General features: G+C 63.7%; 17 protein-coding genes. 11 read left to right on the top strand and 6 right to left on the bottom strand.

Annotation, left to right across the window (positions count from 1 at the left end; translation table 11 throughout):
- Positions 1-19 precede the first annotated feature (19 nt).
- Entirely contained in the window at positions 20-967 is a 948-nt protein-coding gene (locus E8M79_RS07015) for an L-threonylcarbamoyladenylate synthase (RefSeq protein WP_137151223.1), read from the top strand.
- On the opposite strand, the gene E8M79_RS07020 is transcribed toward E8M79_RS07015, so the two are convergent.
- Positions 968-1,912, bottom strand: coding sequence for a J domain-containing protein (locus E8M79_RS07020; protein WP_137151224.1), 945 nt, complete (start codon positions 1,910-1,912; stop codon positions 968-970).
- Positions 1,913-2,019: 107 nt separating this feature from the next.
- Between E8M79_RS07020 and pdxH the strand changes: the two genes are divergently transcribed.
- The 4 genes from pdxH to E8M79_RS07040 all read left to right on the top strand — a co-directional run bounded on the left by pdxH (position 2,020) and on the right by E8M79_RS07040 (position 6,022).
- Positions 2,020-2,649: a pyridoxamine 5'-phosphate oxidase gene (pdxH, locus tag E8M79_RS07025; protein WP_137151225.1), complete on the top strand. Its 630-nt coding sequence runs from the start codon at positions 2,020-2,022 to the stop codon at positions 2,647-2,649.
- Between the two features lie 107 nt (positions 2,650-2,756).
- Positions 2,757-3,971 carry a DUF898 family protein gene (locus tag E8M79_RS07030; protein ID WP_137151226.1) on the top strand — a complete coding sequence of 405 codons (1,215 nt, stop codon included), beginning with the start codon at positions 2,757-2,759 and terminating at the stop codon, positions 3,969-3,971.
- Positions 3,971-5,092 (top strand): M48 family metallopeptidase, encoded by a 1,122-nt coding sequence (locus E8M79_RS07035; protein WP_137151227.1) that lies wholly within the window; start codon positions 3,971-3,973, stop codon positions 5,090-5,092. Before E8M79_RS07030 ends, E8M79_RS07035 begins: the two co-directional genes overlap by 1 nt.
- Before the next feature lie 150 nt (positions 5,093-5,242).
- A complete protein-coding gene (locus E8M79_RS07040) occupies positions 5,243-6,022 on the top strand; it encodes a DUF1499 domain-containing protein (protein WP_171015767.1) in 780 nt (259 codons plus the stop codon).
- A gap of 479 nt (positions 6,023-6,501) precedes the next feature.
- Here E8M79_RS07040 and E8M79_RS07045 read toward each other — a convergent pair whose 3' ends face one another.
- Positions 6,502-7,041 (bottom strand): hypothetical protein, encoded by a 540-nt coding sequence (locus tag E8M79_RS07045; RefSeq protein ID WP_137151229.1) that lies wholly within the window; start codon positions 7,039-7,041, stop codon positions 6,502-6,504.
- A 204-nt stretch (positions 7,042-7,245) separates the two neighbouring features.
- Positions 7,246-8,145, bottom strand: coding sequence for an MBL fold metallo-hydrolase (locus E8M79_RS07050; RefSeq protein WP_137151230.1), 900 nt, complete (start codon positions 8,143-8,145; stop codon positions 7,246-7,248).
- Between the two features lie 98 nt (positions 8,146-8,243).
- Here E8M79_RS07050 and E8M79_RS07055 point away from each other — a divergent pair, with 98 nt between their 5' ends.
- Positions 8,244-8,855, top strand: coding sequence for a biotin transporter BioY (locus E8M79_RS07055; RefSeq protein WP_137151231.1), 612 nt, complete (start codon positions 8,244-8,246; stop codon positions 8,853-8,855).
- Between the two features lie 63 nt (positions 8,856-8,918).
- A complete protein-coding gene (locus tag E8M79_RS07060) occupies positions 8,919-9,632 on the top strand; it encodes a spermidine synthase (RefSeq protein WP_137151232.1) in 714 nt (237 codons plus the stop codon).
- Positions 9,633-9,647: 15 nt separating this feature from the next.
- On the opposite strand, the gene E8M79_RS07065 is transcribed toward E8M79_RS07060, so the two are convergent.
- Positions 9,648-10,595 (bottom strand): sodium-dependent bicarbonate transport family permease, encoded by a 948-nt coding sequence (locus E8M79_RS07065; protein ID WP_205747887.1) that lies wholly within the window; start codon positions 10,593-10,595, stop codon positions 9,648-9,650.
- Between the two features lie 99 nt (positions 10,596-10,694).
- Between E8M79_RS07065 and E8M79_RS07070 the strand changes: the two genes are divergently transcribed.
- A complete protein-coding gene (locus tag E8M79_RS07070) occupies positions 10,695-11,609 on the top strand; it encodes a LysR family transcriptional regulator (protein ID WP_137151234.1) in 915 nt (304 codons plus the stop codon).
- A 290-nt stretch (positions 11,610-11,899) separates the two neighbouring features.
- On the opposite strand, the gene E8M79_RS07075 is transcribed toward E8M79_RS07070, so the two are convergent.
- Positions 11,900-13,210, bottom strand: a complete 1,311-nt coding sequence (locus E8M79_RS07075; RefSeq protein WP_137151235.1) for a HipA domain-containing protein — start codon at positions 13,208-13,210, stop codon at positions 11,900-11,902.
- 432 nt (positions 13,211-13,642) lie between these two features.
- On the opposite strand from E8M79_RS07075, the gene E8M79_RS07085 reads away from it, so the two are divergent.
- Both E8M79_RS07085 and E8M79_RS07090 read left to right on the top strand, forming a co-directional pair.
- Complete coding sequence (locus E8M79_RS07085; RefSeq protein WP_137151237.1) at positions 13,643-14,047, top strand: helix-turn-helix transcriptional regulator; 405 nt, start codon at positions 13,643-13,645, stop codon at positions 14,045-14,047.
- A 159-nt stretch (positions 14,048-14,206) separates the two neighbouring features.
- Complete coding sequence (locus tag E8M79_RS07090) at positions 14,207-14,722, top strand: NYN domain-containing protein (protein WP_171015768.1); 516 nt, start codon at positions 14,207-14,209, stop codon at positions 14,720-14,722.
- Positions 14,723-15,603: 881 nt separating this feature from the next.
- On the opposite strand, the gene E8M79_RS07095 is transcribed toward E8M79_RS07090, so the two are convergent.
- Complete coding sequence (locus tag E8M79_RS07095; RefSeq protein WP_137151239.1) at positions 15,604-16,161, bottom strand: hypothetical protein; 558 nt, start codon at positions 16,159-16,161, stop codon at positions 15,604-15,606.
- Between the two features lie 78 nt (positions 16,162-16,239).
- Here E8M79_RS07095 and E8M79_RS07100 point away from each other — a divergent pair, with 78 nt between their 5' ends.
- Positions 16,240-17,289: a hypothetical protein gene (locus E8M79_RS07100; RefSeq protein ID WP_137151240.1), complete on the top strand. Its 1,050-nt coding sequence runs from the start codon at positions 16,240-16,242 to the stop codon at positions 17,287-17,289.
- Positions 17,290-17,299: the final 10 nt, after the last annotated feature.

A 17,299-nucleotide genomic window follows, 5' to 3' on the forward strand; every position in this document is an offset into this window, starting at 1 on the left:
CGTGAGCAAGAAGGACCCCATGGCCAATTCTGAGACCCGTTCTGAACCGATTTCGGTGGAAGCCGCCGCCGCCCTGCTGCGCGCTGGCCATCTGTGCGCCTTTGCCACCGAGACGGTCTATGGCCTGGGCGCCGACGCCACCAATGCCGATGCCGTGCTCTCGATCTATGAAACCAAGGGCCGCCCGCGCTTCAATCCGCTGATCATCCATTGCGCCGATCTGGCCATGGCCGAGACCCTGGCGCTGTTCTCGCCGCTGGCGCGCCGCGTCGCCGCGCTGTGGCCGGCGCCGCTGACCCTGGTGTTGCCGGCGCGGCCCGGCAATGGCCTGGCCGATGTGGCGACCGCCGGCCTCGACAGCGTGGCCATCCGCATTCCCGATCATCCGCTGGCGCTGGCACTGATCCGCGCCACCGGGCGGCCGCTGGCGGCCCCGTCGGCCAATCCCTCGGGCAAGCTGTCGCCCACCACCGCAGAGCAGGTGATTGCCGGCTTTGGCGGGCGCGTGCCGGTGCTCGATGGCGGGCCCTGCAACTCGGGCGTGGAAAGCACCATCCTGCGGGTGAACGAGGATGGCCTCGTGCAATTGCGCGCCGGCGCCATGGCGCGCGAGGATATTTCCGCCCGCCTCGGTCTGCCGATCGATGTGGTGGAAGAGGGCGCCGCCATCGCGGCGCCGGGCATGCTGCTGAGCCATTATGCGCCCGATGCGCAGATCCGCCTCAACACCACGCCGCGCCCCGGCGAGGCCTATCTGGCCTTTGGCAAGGCCGAAGCCTTCGATGGGCCCATGGCCAATCTCTCGCCAGGCGGCGATCTGCGCGAGGCGGCGCGGAACCTCTTTGCCATGCTGCACCAGCTCGACGCGGCGGGCTGCCAGACCATCGCCGTGGCGCCGGTGCCCGAGCACGGACTGGGCGAAGCCATCAACGATCGCCTTGAGCGCGCCGCCGCACCGCGCGGCTAGTTAGTCGCGCACCTTATAGGGCTTCTGGTCGCGCATGAAGCGGGCCAGGGCTTCGAGGTCGGCGTCGCCGCCGGGGGGCAGGATGACCTTGAGATTGGCGTAGAGATCGCCATCGCCATAAAGCCCCTTGCCCTTGAGGCGAAGCGCCTTGCCTGTGTCGATGCCCGGCGGCAGGTTGAGCTCCACCGAACCATCCAGCGTCGGCACGCGCACCTTGGCGCCCAGCACCGCCTCATAGAGCGTGATCGGCACATCGGTGCGCAGATCGGCGCCGTCGCGGCGGAACTGCTTGGACTTCTCGAAACGCACGGTCACCAGGGCATCGCCGGGCTCGCCCATGCCGGGCGATCCCTGGCCCTTGAGGCGGATCTGCTGACCCTCCTCGACCTTTTCGGGCAGCTTGACCGAGAGCACCTTGCCATTGGGCATGCGCACCGGAACCGAGGCTGCCTTGTGCGCATCCTCGAGCGACACCGTGGCATTGACCACCACATCCTCGCCCTTCATCGCACGCGCGCCGCCGCCCGGACTGGCGGTGCCGGCAAAGGGGTCCCATTGCGCGCCCCCTGCACCGGCGCGACCGGCACCGGCACCGGCGCCACGCTGCTGGCCGCCAAAGCCGCTCATGAATTCTTTGAGGATATCTTCGGCCGTGAAGCCGCCCTGCGTGCTGCGGCCGCCACGCTGTCCGCCGGCACCCGGATGGAAGCCGGCGAACTTGGGATTGCCGTCGGCGTCGATTTCGCCGCGGTCGAACTGGGCCCGCTTGGCCGTGTCATTGAGCAGATCATAGGCGTTGGTCGCCTCAGCAAACTTGCTGTGCGCTGCCGGATCTTCTGGGTTCTGGTCAGGGTGATACTTCTTGGCCAGCTTGCGATAGGCGGACTTGATGTCCTTCTCGCTGGCTGATCGTGGCACCCCAAGCACGGTATAGGGATCGCGCATTTGGTCCATTCATTGATGCGGGCGTTGCTTCGCCCAGGTTTCCAGTCCTATATGGCGACGCCCCCCCGGCTTGTCCAGTTTTGCGCGACGATTGGGATATCACTGCCATGCTCCAGACCCTGACAGAACGCCTGTTTGACGACGGCGACAGGACTGATCTCGACCCCTTTGCTGTGTTCGAAGAATGGTTCGCCCTGGCCAAGGAAGCCGAATCAAACGATCCCCACGCCATGGCCCTGGCCAGCGTGGATGCCGATGGCATGCCCGACGTGCGCATGGTGCTGCTCAATGCCCGCGATGCCCGTGGCTTCAGCTTCTTCACCAATTTCAACAGCGACAAGGGTGCCCAGCTGCTGGCCCACCCCAAGGTTGCCATGGTGATGCACTGGAAGTCGATCCGCCGTCAGGTGCGCATGCGCGGTGACGTCGAAGTGCTGACCGCCGCCGAAGCCGATGCCTATTATTCCAGCCGCCCCAAGGGCAGCCAGATCGCCTCGGCCGCCAGCCAGCAGTCGAGCCCGCTGGCCAGCCGCCAGACGCTGATCGATGAAGTGGCCGATCTCACCGCCAAGGTGGGTGATGGCCAGATGACCCGCCCGGCGCATTGGTCCGGCTTCCGCATCGTGCCCGCCAGCATCGAATTCTGGAAGGATGGCGAGTTCCGCCTGCATGACCGCGTGCGCTTCACCCGCGCGACGCCCGGCCAGGCCTGGACCAGCAAGCGCCTCTATCCCTGATCGGCCCGCCGTATCCCTGATCGGCCCGCCGCACAGGTTTGATCGGCCACCTGCTTCCCAAGCTCGTGCCCCTCGCCTAAGACTGCTGGGATTGGGGGACAGTCAGCATGGTCATGCAGCGGGGGCCGGAGCGGCCGGTGCCGGTCGTGTTCACCGGGTCGCGTCGCGAACTGGTCGGCCTGCTACTGCGCGGCTATGCCCTGCTGATCCCCACCATCGGACTCTATCGCTTCTGGCTCACCACCTGGACGCGGCGCTTCTACTGGTCCAACACCGTCATCGATGGCGATGCGCTCGAATATACCGGCCAGGCCAGCCAGTTGCTGGTCGGGTTCCTGATGGCGCTGGCGGTGTTCATTCCGCTCTATGGCCTCTTCTTCTATCTTTCCACCCAATCCACCGAGGCCGCCATCGTCGGCTACAGCCTGGTGGCCGTGGGCATCTGGTTTCTCATTGGCTATGCCATCTATCGGGCGCGCGACTTCCGCCTGTCGCGCACGCTCTGGCGCGGCATTCGCTGCGACCAGACCGGCGATCCCTGGGCCTATGCGGCGCGCCGCTTCGGCTGGTCGCTGCTGATGCTGGCCACCGCCGGGCTCGCCTATCCCTTCATGGCGGTGAGCCTGTGGCGCTACCGCTATGCGCATAGCTGGTTCGGCACGCGCCGCTTCGGCTTTACTGGCTCCTGGCGGCTGCTGGCCGCGCAATATTACATCACCTATGTCATGGCCGTGATCATCGGCGCCATCGGCCTGGGCATCGGCGCGGCCATGGGGGCCTTCCCCACCACCGGGGTGGCCAATCCCTGGGCCTATGTCCCGCTGGCGATCGCCGCGCTGTTGATCGGCATTCTGATGCTGCGCTACCAGGCGCGGGAGCTGAGCCGCATGTTCTCCTGCGTCCGGCTGGGCACGGCGGCGCTGACGGTGACCATTCGCGCCCGGTCCCTGCTGCACCAATATCTGCGCTTTGGGCTGGCGTTGATCGTGGCCGCCACCGGGTTGGCCATCGGCGGCTTTGTTGTGCTCAGCGCCGTTGCGCCCGAGGCCTTTGCCAATGGCAGCTTTGATCTCCAGCTGTTCCTCCAGCACATGCAGGGCAGTTTCGAGACATTGTTGGCCATTGTCGCCGGCTATCTGCTGATCCTGGGTGGCCTCAATCTGACGCGCGAGCTGTTCCTCAGCCTCGCCTTCTGGAAACTGGTCGCCAATGGCGCCCGCATCACCGATATCGACAGTCTGGACAGCGTTGGCGCGCGGCCCGAGGACAAGTCCCTCGGCGGCGAAGGCCTGGCCGATGCGCTCAATGTGGGGGCCTATTGATGCCCGTTCCCGCCCGCTATTATGACGGCGTCACCGCCCAGGCCCGCGACGTTGGCCTGCTGCTCGAAACCGAGGGCGATGTGGCTTTTCTGCTGGTGGTCGAGGGCGAGGCGCTGGTCCCCATCACGCGCTGGCCGGTCAAGGCGCTGACCATGGTCTCCAGCCGTCCCGATGAGCTGCGCCTGCGGGGCAGGGGCCTGCCCGAGGGCGCGCGGCTGGTGGTGCGCGGCGCGGCGGCCATTGCCCGCATGAAGGCGAACCTGCCCGTGCTCGAGCGCCGACAGCGTCGCGAAACCCGCCAGCAGGTTGGCCTGGCGGCGCTGGCCACGCTGGCACTGGCCGCCGTGATCTTTGCCTATCTGTATGGCGTGCCGCTCTTGGCCGGGCGCATTGTCACTCTGGTGCCGCCCGATTGGGAGCGTGGCCTGGGCGGCACGGTCGCCACCCAGATGGAAGCCAGCCTCGAAGCGCCGGTGATCCTGTGCGATCCGGCGCCCGAGAGCCTTGCCAACCAGGCGCTGGCCCGCTTTGGCGCCACGGTGCTGGAAGGCAGCAACAGCCCCTTCGCGATCGATATCCGCGTCATCCATGCGCCGGTGGCCAATGCCTTCGCCATGCCCGGCGGGCGGGTCTATGTGTTCTCGGCCCTGCTCGACCAGGCCCAGAGCCAGGATGAGTTTGCCGGTGTGCTCGCCCATGAGGTCGGCCACGTCGCCTATCGCCACGGCATGGAACAGCTGATCGCCTCGGCCGGCACCGGCGCGCTGATCGGCTTTATCCTGGGCGATATGACGGGCGTCTCCATTGCCGCCGGCCTGGGCTCGACGGTCATTGATTCGCGCTTCTCCCGCGAGGCCGAGCGCGAGGCCGATGCCTTTGCCGCCCAGGCCGCACACCGCCTGGGGTTCGATCCGGTGGGCCTGGCCAATCTGCTCGACCGCGTCGGTGGCGATGATGCGCTGACCCGGGCGCTGGCCCTGTTCAGCACCCATCCGTTGACCGAGGAGCGCAAGGCGGCGCTCGAGCGCCTGGCGGACGGGCGGCCACTGGACCTGCCGCCGCCCTTCACCCCCGCCGAATGGCAAGCGATCACCAGCATGTGCGGCAGTTCGGCGAGCTGAGGGCACGATGATCGGTTTCGTCCGATCTTCAAATTCGATCAATACCTTGCCGCTATGGTGGCAGGCCTAAGCAGCGGCGGCGGCAGAGTGCGCATACTGATCCGGACATCGCGATGGGCTATCTGGGCGCGCCGTCTGGGCGGCATCGCGGTGCCGCTTGTTGTCCTGTCGGTGCTGCTGCACCGCTTCGGGCTGGTCAGCGGCGACCGCTTTCTGGTGATCATCGGTCTTGGTGGCGTCGTGGCCTTGTTGGCAGTGACCGTATCGCTGATGGCGCTGGCGCGGCTGTGGCAGACCGGCGATCGCGGCTGGAACCGGGCGCTGTTCGGCCTGATCCTGGGTCTGGTCTGCCTGGCACCCTATCTCTGGTATGGCCAGCTGGCGCTGCACTATCCGCCGGTCACCGACATTGCCACCACCCAGCGCGATGCCCTGCCGCTGATCTTTGAGGCCGGTACGGCCGACATGCCCGCGCCGCGCCTGCTCACCGCCGAGCAGATCGCCAGCACCTTCCCCAATGTGGTCAGCCGCACCTATCGGCTGAGCCAGACGCAGATTTTCGAGATCGTCAGCCAATTGGTCGAGGACAATGGCTGGACCATGCGCCGCAGCACGCCACCCGGCGGCAGTGGCCAGCCCGGACGCATCAACGCCCAGACCATGACCTGGCCCGGCTGGCGCGAGGAGATCGTGCTGGCCGTGACCGGCAATGACGACAGCGCCACGGTGGACATGCGCTCGGCCTCGCTCAATGCCCCGCATGATTTCGGCAGCAATGGCCTGCGCATCGAGAGCTTCCTGCGCGCCCTCGACGAGGCGGTGACCACAGCGCTGCGCGATGCCGCCGGCACGGCCCCGCCGGCCGCCGACGATGTCGAGGACGAAGCTATTCCGCCCGTCACCACCGAGGGCGACGCTGCCGCGACCTAAAGCGTTTCCAGCAAGAGTGGACACCGCTTTTGGGGTCTAGCGCTGCCAATCACCGGTCGAGTTGCGGCTAATCCGGTGAGTGAGCCACGGCGGGAAGCGTGTCCCAATCAACCATACGGGGCTTTGAGGCCGGTGGGCGCACGCCTGTCGGTAACCACCTCCTAATCATCCAATGAGTATTGGAAGAAGGGGGGATAACGTTTACCGATAACGGCAGTACAGGCCCTGTAGGAACATGGCCCGTTTGACGGACTCTAGCGATTCCGATAACAGAAGGTGGTGGAGGCCGCGAGTGTCGACCTCGCAGGGGGCAGGTCCTAAATCTCACCCCTTGCGCCGTCAGCTGCCCCACCCAGGGCGCCTTGGAACCCGCTAACGCAGGCACCAAGGCGGTATTGGGTGGCTCCCCCTAGAGGGTCACCAACTCAGACTAAAGGCGGCGGCATGGTACGCTTCCTTGGTTGTGTTCAGGGCGACGGTCAAAGCTCGCGAGGCTCCGTCGCCCTATCCTTTTCAGGATTTCTTAGACCGTTGAGGTCGTAATATTCACCACCGAGTTTGAGCGCAGGCGGCACGCGCCAGCGCCCCTCCTCATTGAGGTAGATCATCCCCTTTTGACGGTTGAGTTCGTTGTGGATGCCGCCGGCGCTAATAGATGGATCAACCTTCTGTGCCTCAGCCACCACTTCGGTAGCGGCGAGACCTTCCGGCCTGGGTAGAAGCACAGTCAGCACGGCCCTTCGGACTGAGCCACGCGGAGCGCGTCCATCTTTGCTAGGCATTGCATTTTCTTGTCGCGAGACGGGGTGGAGGTTCGTCACCCCGCCAGCGATCGACCGCGGAAAGATGCTATCCGAGCCCACAGACTGCATCGCCCGTTGAAGGGCTTTGGCATACTCAGCCCCGCCAGCTTCGAATAGGTCACTCATAACCTTCGGCAACACGTTGTCCAACGCCTTGCTCAACGCCTTCTCAATCGTCGTTATGGCGTCGTGGATAGCTTGCTCTTTCGGGGTCATGGAATCGTTCCGCCTCATCATGAGACGAGTATGTGCTCAATTTGCTACCCAAAGTCAAGGATTGGGAATAGTTGGGTTGCGGTTGGGGTGGTCCATAAATGGGGCGTATGGGGAGTGTCTGTGCCTCAGTCCATTTCAGATTGGAGACATGACTAGACACTATCCCAAAGCAGTGTCACCGGTTTTGCGACGCGACCAAACGCCCTAAAGCGTGATGGTCGTGCCCCAGGGCTTGCGCGTCACCTGCAGCTGGCCGAGCGCTTCGAGGTATTCGACATGGGCCGAGATCGTCATCCGCGCGGCGCGGCGCACCAGCAGGTTCTGTGGCGGATAGATCTGCGCCACAATGGCCGAGAGGCTTCTGGCCCCACTGCGCACCGCCGCCAGCACCTGGCCATTGCGCATCTGGCGATGCTCGCGCAGCGCCCGAGCATAGGCCGGGCCATCGGCAATCGGCCCGCCATGCGCCGGCACATAGCGGGTCTGGGGCAGGGCGATGACCCTATCGAGCGAGGCGAAATAGTCGGCCATGCTGCCATCGGGGGGCGCCACCAGCGTTGAGTTCCAGCCCATCACATGGTCGCCGCTGAGGAGGTCAGCGCCAAGCGCAAAGGCCAGGTGATTGGCGCAATGGCCGGGCGTGGCATGCACGGTGACCGGCAGATCGCCGGCCAGAAATGCCTCGCCATCGAGCAGTGTGCGGTCCGGCACCAGATCCCAGTCGCAGGAGCGCGCCAGCGGGTTGCGCTCGAAACGCCGCAGTGGCCGCGACAGCCGATGCGGCCCGCCGAACCAGATCGGGGCCTTCAAGAGCCCCGCCATATGGCGCGCCGCCGCGCTATGGTCGCGATGGGTATGGGTGAGGAGGATCGCCGTAACCGGCCGCCCGGCAATGGCTTGGGTCAGCGCCGCGACATGGCGCGCCACCAGCGGACCCGGATCGACCAGCGCCAGGGCATCGTGGCCGATGAGAAAGCTGTTGGTGCCGGTAAAGGTATAGGGGCCGCCATTGGGCGCGGTGACGCGCACCAGGCCATCGGCGACCGCAACCGGCGCGCCCGTCTGCGGGTCAAATTGGCTGTCGAAGGCGAGGCTGGCGGCCATTGCACTCACTGGGGCGGCAGATTAAGAAGACTGAGACGCGAACTGCGCCGTGTTCCGCTCGGGGATACCGGTTCGCCCCTCAGCATGGAAGGTATGAAATGGCTGTGACTTTGACCACGCCCAACACGCTCCTCGGCCTGTACCAGCCCAAGGGCGCGGTTGCCAAGCTGGCGTCCAACATCGCAACGGTCGTGCTCGGCACGCTCCTGATTACCCTGTGCGCCAAGATCAACGTTCCCGTCTGGCCTGTTCCGGTGACCATGCAGGGCTTTGCCATTGCCGCTCTCGCCGCAGCCTTCGGCCTGCGCATCGGCATGGCCACTGTGGCGCTTTATCTGGTTGAAGGCGCCCTGGGCCTGCCCGTGTTCGCCACCGGCGGCGGCCTTGTCTATCTCGTCGGCCCCACCGGCGGCTTCCTCCTCGGCTTCCTGGTTCTGGCCGCCGTCACCGGCTATGCCGCTGACCGTGGCGCCTCTGGCAAGCCCCTGGCCCTGTTCGCCGCCATGCTGGTGGGCGATGCCCTGATGTTCGTGCTCGGCTTTGCCTGGCTCGCTCTGATGGCTGGCCAGGCCGGCTGGATCGACCAGACCAATGTGCTGGGCTCCGCCTTTGCCAAGGCCGTGCAGCCCTTCATCGTCTGGGACATTCTCAAGATGGCCCTGGCCGCCGTGACTGTCACCGGCGCCTGGAACCTGATCTCCAAGCGCTGATCGGCGCTTTCATGAGATTGCGAAAGCCGGCCATCTGGCCGGCTTTCTTTTTTGCGAGGCATCATGGCGGTCAATCCCTGGATCCTGCTCGATACGGCCAAGGTCCCCGGCGGCGAGGGCGATCTGCGCCTGCTGCGCCGCGGCAGCGAGTATTCCATCATGGCGGGCAGCACCTCGCTGATGAATTCGCGCATGAGTGGCTCGGAGGAAGCGCTGGCCACCCTGAGCTGGGCCCGCATCGCCAGCCAGCCGCGCCCGCATATGCTGATCGGCGGGCTGGGCATGGGTTTTACCCTGCGCGCCGCCCAGGCCATTCTGCCGCCCGACGCGCGCATCACCGTGGCCGAGCTGGTGCCGGCGGTGGTCGCCTGGGCGCGGGGCCCCATGGCCGAAGTGCATGGCGAGAGCCTGAGCGATCCACGCCTGATCATCCGCGAAGCCGATGTCGGCCGCCTGCTCGACGACGAGAATCGCTATGACGCGATCCTGCTCGATGTCGACAACGGCCCCGAGGGGCTGACGCGCGATTCCAACGACGGGCTCTATACCGCCCGCGGCCTGCGCCGTGCCCTGCGGGCCTTGCGCGCCGGGGGCGTGTTGGCCGTCTGGTCCTCACACACCAGCGCGCCCTTCACCAAGCGCCTGGTCGCCGCCGGTTTCAAGGTCGAGGAAGAACGCGTCCGCTCGCGCGGCAGCAAGGGCGGCGAACGCCACCACATCTGGCTGGCCAGCAAGCCTCGCGTACCCCAGATCCCGGCTAAGCCGCCCGCGGCCTGAGCGGCCGCGACCGCCTCAGGTCAGGTAGCCGGTCACGGCGATGACCAGGGGAATGCCCACCAGCACATTGAACGGGAAGGTGATGGCCAGCGACATGGTCAGCGGCATGCCCGGATCCACCTCGGGCAGGGCCATGCGGATGGCGGCCGGCGCCGCGATATAGCTGGCGCTGCCCGCCAGGATCGCCAGCGCCGCCGCCGTGCCCGGGTCGAGCCCGATGGCCGTGCCGACCAACAGGCCGACGAGGCCATGGCTCACCGCCAGCACAATCGCCAGGGCGATCAGCCGGGGCGACAGCCGGCCGGTGCGGGCCAGATGGCGGCCCGCCACCAGGCCCATATCGAGCAGGAACAGGCACAACATGCCGCCGAATGCCCCTTCAAACACCGGGCGCACCGGCTCGAAGCCCTGCGGCCCGACCACCAGGCCAATGACAAAGCCACCGATCAGCAGCAGGATCGAGCCGTCCCGCAGGGTATGGGAGAGCTGCGCACGCATGCCCGATTGCCCCTGCGGTGACGACCGCCGCGCCAGCCAGAGCCCGACCAGAATCGCCGGCGCCTCCATCAGCGCCAGCACGGCGACCATGAAACCGGCGGCCGGCAGGCCAGCCGCCTCGAGGGCAGCTGTGCCAGTGACGAAGGTGACGACGGACACCGAGCCATAATGGGCCGCCACGGCGCCGGCCTGGGGCCGCTCCTGCTGTCCCAGGCGCCGCACCGCCCAATAGGCAGAAAACGGCAGCAAGAGGCTGAGACACAGCCCCGCGATGCCGGCCAGCACCAGGTCGGGCGTAACCCCGTTCTGGGCCAGCTGCACCCCGCCTTTGAGCCCGATCGCCGCCATCAGGTAGATGGCCAGGGCTTTGCCGATGGCTTCGGGGATCTGCAGATTGCTGCGCAGCGTGGCGGCCAGCAGCCCCAACAGGAAGAACAGGATGGCGGGAGACAGCAGACTCTGCATGGCAGGACCTCGGCACAGGATGGGTGCCGCCCGTCTAGCCCAACTCATTCCTTCCGAAAAATTCATTGATTGAATAAGAACATTCTCTAAAACAGAATGATGACCACGCTCAACTTCCATCACCTGCGCTATTTCATGGAGGTGGCCCGTCAGGGCAATTTGACGCGGGCCGCTCAGACCCTGGCGGTGTCACAGTCGGCCCTCTCCACCCAGATCCAGACGCTGGAAGCCCGGCTCGGCCATCCACTGTTCGAGCGGGTTGGCCGGCGGCTGGTGCTGACAGAAGCGGGCCGCATTGCGCTCGACCATGCCCAGGCCATCTTTGATATGGGCGATGATCTGTTGACGACGCTGCGCGTCGGCTCGGGGCGTCGTCATGTTCTTAGGGTCGGGGCATTGGCCACGCTGTCGCGCAATTTCCAGATCGACTTTCTGCGGCCATGCCTGGGGCGGCCGGACCTTGAGGTCGTGCTGACCTCGGGCAGCCTGATCGAGCTCACCGGCCTGCTGCGCCGGCTCGATCTCGATGTGGTGCTGTGCAATGGCGCCCCCGGCACCGGCCATGCCGACGGCCTGATCGCCCACCGCCTGGCGCGCCAGCCGATCAGCCTGTTTGGCGCTCCGGCGCTCGACTGCCGGGCCAAGACACCAGCCGAGGCCCTCCGGACGCACGGCGTCATCCTGCCGACCGGCGCGAGCAATATCCGAGCCGAATTTGATGCGCTCTGCATCCGGCTCGATATCGTGCCCAATGTCGTGGCCGAGGTGGACGACATGGCCATGCTGCGCCTGATGGCACGCGAGGCGATCGGGCTGGCGCCGCTGCCGGCCATCGTCGTCCGCGATGAACTCGATGCCGGCAGCCTCAGCGAAATTGTTCGCCTGCCGGGGATTGAAGAGACCTTTTATGCCCTGACCTTTCAGCGGCAGTTCCAGAGCCCGGTCGCCGAAGACCTGATCGCCGCCGCCTCGCGCTGGCCAGATCTGGCGGAGACCAGACCCGTCGCGCGTTAGGCGACCATCTGGCCGGCCTGGACGGATCAAGTTCTTGGCCCGCCGGCTGCAAGGCAAAAGGCGATAGCAGGAATGTGCTGGTCGGCACTGTGGCCAGAAAAAAGCCCGGCCTCCTGAGACGCCGGGGTTGATTGGTCGGAGTAGAGTGATTCGAACACTCGACCCCCTGCTCCCGAAGCAGGTGCCGAAAGACAAAAGCCCGGAAAACTGGGCTTCTCGTTTCTAGAAATACCCTGATAATCCGCTTTTGTTCCGCTAACCCTGTCGGTGGCCTGTCGGTGGAAATCGACCTATCGGACGAAGGTATCTCGACCTCTTGATAGTATGGGAGCCGGGAGTCCGAGGTTGCCGCATAGCGTTCGGATGTTAGTGCCGATGAGGTCCGCGAAGTTCTTGTCGTCGTATTCGACGGCTTCGATCTCGCGGTTCAAAACTTCGATGATTTCGGCCAGAGCCGCACCGACAACGCGCTTGCGGCCGGCTGCAGATGCGAAGCCGAGGTCGATCATGAACTGGTCCAGAGCTGCCTGGTCGAGCTCCTTAAGCGTTTTTGCCGACCCTAGGTAGTAGGCGAACTCGTCCGTCGTCCGGAGGTCCAGCATCGTCGGCATGACATCGTAGCGCGGCGTGGTTCTGATCCGGCCGCCCGGCAGATGGAACAGGGCGAAATTCTTGGCGTGGCCATCGACATTGCCCAGCAGGATGTCGAAGAGGGTGACGTGCACGAACTTGATGCGCTCGCCGGCGGGATCGATGGTGCGATCGAGGATGTTGCGGATGGCGGGCACATTGAAGCCATTGGCGCCGCGCTCGGGCCGCTGATATTTGTGCCGCGCGGGGAGGCCCAGCGCCTGGCAGAAATCCTCCTGATGCACGCGCGTCACGATACCCTCTTCGACCCGCCGGTCGAACCGCTCGACAAGCAGTGCCGGGATCCCACCGATCTCTACCAGGGTCGTTGGCGCCGTCTCGAAGCCAGCAGCCGTCGAAGCGTTCATTCCGGCATGTTCACGCATCGCGTCGCGCTCATGGCGTTCCTGGGGCACCTTTAGGATGTGCGTGGTCGGCGCGCCGGCAATCGGTTCGGCGTAGCGACCATCCGGCAGGACGGTAATGGCGATTTTGCTCTGGACACCAGCCAGCGGGGAGGGGTCGACCAGCTCCTGCGGAAGTGGTTCTCGGCGGTAGAGTGCCTGGACAATCGCCGCGACTTCATCGTCCGCGTATGGACGATAGTCGTGTCCCAGCCGTCCAGGCACCTTTGTCGGTGGTGAGCCCTCCGGGAGCACAGAGACGGCGCCGGCGCAGTCCTTGCCGAGATGGGCGAGTATCCCGACGATGTCATCATTGGCCAGACGATATTTAGCGATGACGTCGGCGCGGGCTGTATCGCGCTCCTGAAGCAGGTTGTCGAAGTAGGCCCGGGTGGCGTAGTCGACGAACGCTTCCTGGCCTAGTGGCAGCGCCATGGACAGTGGAAGTGCGTCAGAACGGACAACATAGTCGCCTGCATAGGCGAATGCGGTGGCACCCGTGGCCCAGCTAGACGACAGCTGGCCGATGGGTTCGTCAAAGCCGTCGAGGCGAACATCGAGTTGCATCAGCGGCTCTTCACTTCTAGATCGAGTCCCAGAGCCGTAAGCACCTGGAGCAACTTCCCGAGCTGCACGGTGGCCTTACCGTTCTCAAGGTCGGAGACAAACCGACGTCCAACGCCGGCTATGTCTGCGAAATCCTGCTGTGTATAGCCACGCGATTTTCTAGTCAGGGCGATGAACACACCCAGATCGCTGCCGGAGCGGATTGGCCCTGATCGAGACACGGATTGATCCGACATTCCAGCTTCCACCTGTGTTCCCGATCGGGAGCAATACTCGCATCGCTGCCAGAAAGCAACCGGCCTGTTCCCGATCGGGAACTTATCCGGTCTATTGGCTGGTATGTTCCCGATCGGGAACGTCCGCATCACTTCCAACGATGACATCGCTATAAATCAAGCAACATCAATACAGTAGCCCGCTTGAAAGACGCCTATGACCATAACGAAGCCGTATGAAGGAACCCGACTGACTGCATTTATCGAGAAGCGCATTCTCGAACTGCGCCCCACCAAGAGCCAGGCCGAGGTGGCGGCCGAGACTGGCTTCGTCAACCCCAACATGATGTCACTGATCAAGAGCGGTGCAACTCGGCTGCCGCTTGATCGTGTGCCCGCCCTTGCTGCGGCCTTGGACGTAGACCCGGCCCGACTGCTCCAGCTGGCGCTCGAGCAGTGGGTCGGCTCGTCAGCGGCGCGTGCTTTCGAAGCTATCTTCAGCACTGTGGTGTCTCGCAATGAGGCCGACTGGATAAATGAAATAAGGGCCGCATCGGACAATACGGACCCCGCAGTCACAACCAGGACGCGCACGTTGCTGCGCAGCATTTTTGGAAAGTGAGGATGGACATGAAAGCGCGTAGCCGCCGGTCGGTAGCACCTCGCCTGCTGGAGCAGCTCTGGCTTCGCGCGTTGAAGCCCAATGGTGTCTTGCCTGCCATCACCCTCGATCGTGTGAGGGCGGTGAGGGCCCTCGTCCTGACCTGGATGGAGGATGACGATGCGTAACCTTGCCTTGCGTATAGCTGGTTCGATCGGGCAATGCTGGTCGCCCTCGAAGAGGGTAGTCGTCTTTGTCGATGGCGACAGTGTGTCGGCGCACCACGTCGAGATCGTCCTCAACCACCTCCGCGATCGAAGCGTCGTATCGCAGGTGCGCGTTTTCGGGAACATCAACAACAGCAATGTGAAGTCCTGGTCGAGCCTGACCAAGAGCCGGGGTCTGATTGTCCGTCACATGGCGCAACTGGCTGACGGGAAAAACGGTGCCGACATTGCGCTTGCGACGGACGCCGTTGAGTTGCATCTGACCCGCCCTGCGCCCATATATGCTCTGATTGCGAGTGACGCAGACTTCACACCGCTGGTGGTGCGCCTGAAGCAGGACGGAGCCAAGGTCCTGGGCTTCGGCCACAGGAGCGCACCGGTCACGCTTCGCAGTGTTTGCACTTCCTTCAATCAGATCAGCGACCTGGAGAAAGGAAACGCGAAGGGCGTAGATAGTAGGACTGGCTAGCTCCATAGGGACCGACCGAGCAAGAAAATTCTGATGTCACTCGACCTCTGCCACGCTTTCGGCTTGTGGTGACAAGAAGGGCGGACGTCAGCCCCAAATCGAAGTCCTAGAATGCCAGCGATGAGCGCATGGGGACTGATCGGGTGTCCGAGAATACCTATGGTCCAAACCTCCTCTGACACCCCAGAGATCACGATAGGTATTTCACGCTTGATTCTCGCAGCCAACCACGTGTTCCGTCGATAATGACCGCGGTCTAAAAACGTAACACTAAGTTTACATCGGAAGCATTTCTGCCTCAAAAATGTAAAGCAATAGATCAAAAATGACAACTTTCTGCCCACCGATGTCAACTTATGGGGATCGGAAATAGGTATTTCGTGCCATTAAGTTGGCAGATCTTTACGTTTGGTTGACACAGAAGAGCGGAAACGACTTATTTTCGCGCTGGCTTCCCGCAAGTCTCTCTATCAGCGGCGTTCATTCATGAGACCGGGTCGTAGGTCTCCCGTCGCGTGCCCAGCGGGCTTCGACGTCTCTTCGATACCAGCGCGTAGTATTTTCCGGTCTGACTTGAGCTCGACCTGATGTTCGCTGAGACGTCGGGATTGCCTGGGGAAATAGGTATCTCGACCATCAGTCAGGCGAATTTGTCGGGTAGACCCTGACATGAGCACCAGACACTTGTCGTCGAGCTGTGGCGCTCCCGCACTCTGCAATTTCGTCCATGTCCGACGACTCCTGACGTGGCCGACCGCTGAATGCAGATAGCTGCTCCAACTATGACAGGAGCCTTGGCAAGCGAACTCGGTGCGCGCGTCGTCGACGGCAATTTTCGGTAGCCTCCGCTCCTGCGCACCCAGTGCGCGATGTAGATCGATCTACGGCTCGTTGGCGAGGAGCCACGCTTCCACGGCACGTGCCAACTCCGCGTCAACCCGCGAGCCGCGGTGAAGGGACATCCCCAGTGAACCGTTCAAGCTCTTGTAGCCCATCTCCTTCATTGCCTCCCCGGCCCCAATCGAGCGGGCATTCAGGATGGCACGAACTCTGCGTTTGGTTTCATCCGATAGCACAACCATCATTGCCGGGATCGTGGAAGCGGGGGGTGTTGGCGGCGTTGTCGCAATAGGGGGCGTGCGTGGCGGGGTCACCGCGCCCGGCGACCCGAGCGTGGTGGAGGATCCACCTGCCAGTGCTCGCAGCCACAACAGAAAGTCCCGCCTTTCCTCGTTCGATCCCTTAGTCCAGGCATTCTTGAGCTCCTGCAGCCGGGTGCGCTGTTTCTTCAACCCCGCCACTCTGAATGCCGCCGCTGGCGACGAGAACTTGCCGGCGAGCAGATCGTTGTAGATCAACGGTGTCTCCGCCTCGAGGCGTTCAAGGTAGTAGTCGTTGGCGCGATTGGCCGTGTTTTTCTCGGGCTTGAACTTGCTCAAGGCCCACCTCCAGCACTTCATGGACCGGACCGCTATAAACGAGACATCCTCAACAATGAGAAGGTAACTCGTCCTCCAATGACCACCTTGGACCTTTCCCACAAGAAGCAGCGCTTCGATGACGCTGTCTTCGTCGCTTCCAATCTTGAGCATTGCCGCCTCACCACTGAGCGGGAGCTGCAGGACCTGAAATGGGTCGGCTACCGCTTCATGACGCCGCTGGCAGCGACGAAGCTTTTCTATGATATCTATCGTAGCCTTCGTGTAGGTTATGTTCGCGAGCACAAGGACAAAGACCTGGCAGATAACCTGCCCATGGTTCCGTTCTCGGACTTTGTGAAGAACCCCAAAAAACTCGCCATGGCTTGGTTTGCGCGGCAGATTGCCGATACCTTTGGTGTGCCATACGAGATCTACATCGAATTCGGCTTCTGGTTCTGGTCGAGGAGGGCAAGCGGTGGTCGCCACAATGTCCCGCAGATCAATCAGCTGGGATTTTCCGACGCCACTGAGACCGCCTGGCGGGCAGAATTCAATAAGTTCTTGTCGCATGATCGGCTCTGGGCTGCGTCCCGTTCGCTCGCCGATGTTCCGCAGCTCCATCCTGATGCATTCGAAGGAACCGCCGAGCAGATTGCAGCACGCGCCTTCATCGTCGATCTTTGTGGTCGGTCAGAATGCTCTTGGCCCAGGGCAATTGAGATGTGGTGCTACAGTTATCCGATCGTGACGCCAGATGACTTCGCCGCGATAGTGCCGCCGGAGGTGCTGGAAGCAAGTGTCGCCACCGCATTGCTGGGGGCACTTGGTCCTACACCTGTGTCAGACGCGGCTCTTGCGGGCATTTTGTGGCCGTCGTGCCATGGAATGCCGAGTGCGATGGACACAAGCGCAGAGGCGTGCCGGAAGTGCTCCTCCTCGGCTTCCTGCAACGGCCTGGCATCCATGGTGAAATCAGAGGTTCTGCGGAGTACCGGCCATGAGGAGCCGCGTCAGAAGGCACTGAGGAAGGCTCCAAATGAGCGGCAGAAGCGGTATCGCGCGAAGAAGAAGGCCGCGACCACATCAGCCGGAGTATCTAGCTCCCTCACCGCCACGTCCCCATTGCCGGAGGTGACGCTTCCCTAGACAAACCGGA

Origin of the sequence: Devosia sp. FKR38 (assembly GCF_005222805.1) — a bacterium.
In the GTDB taxonomy this organism is placed as follows: Bacteria; Pseudomonadota; Alphaproteobacteria; order Rhizobiales; family Devosiaceae; genus Devosia.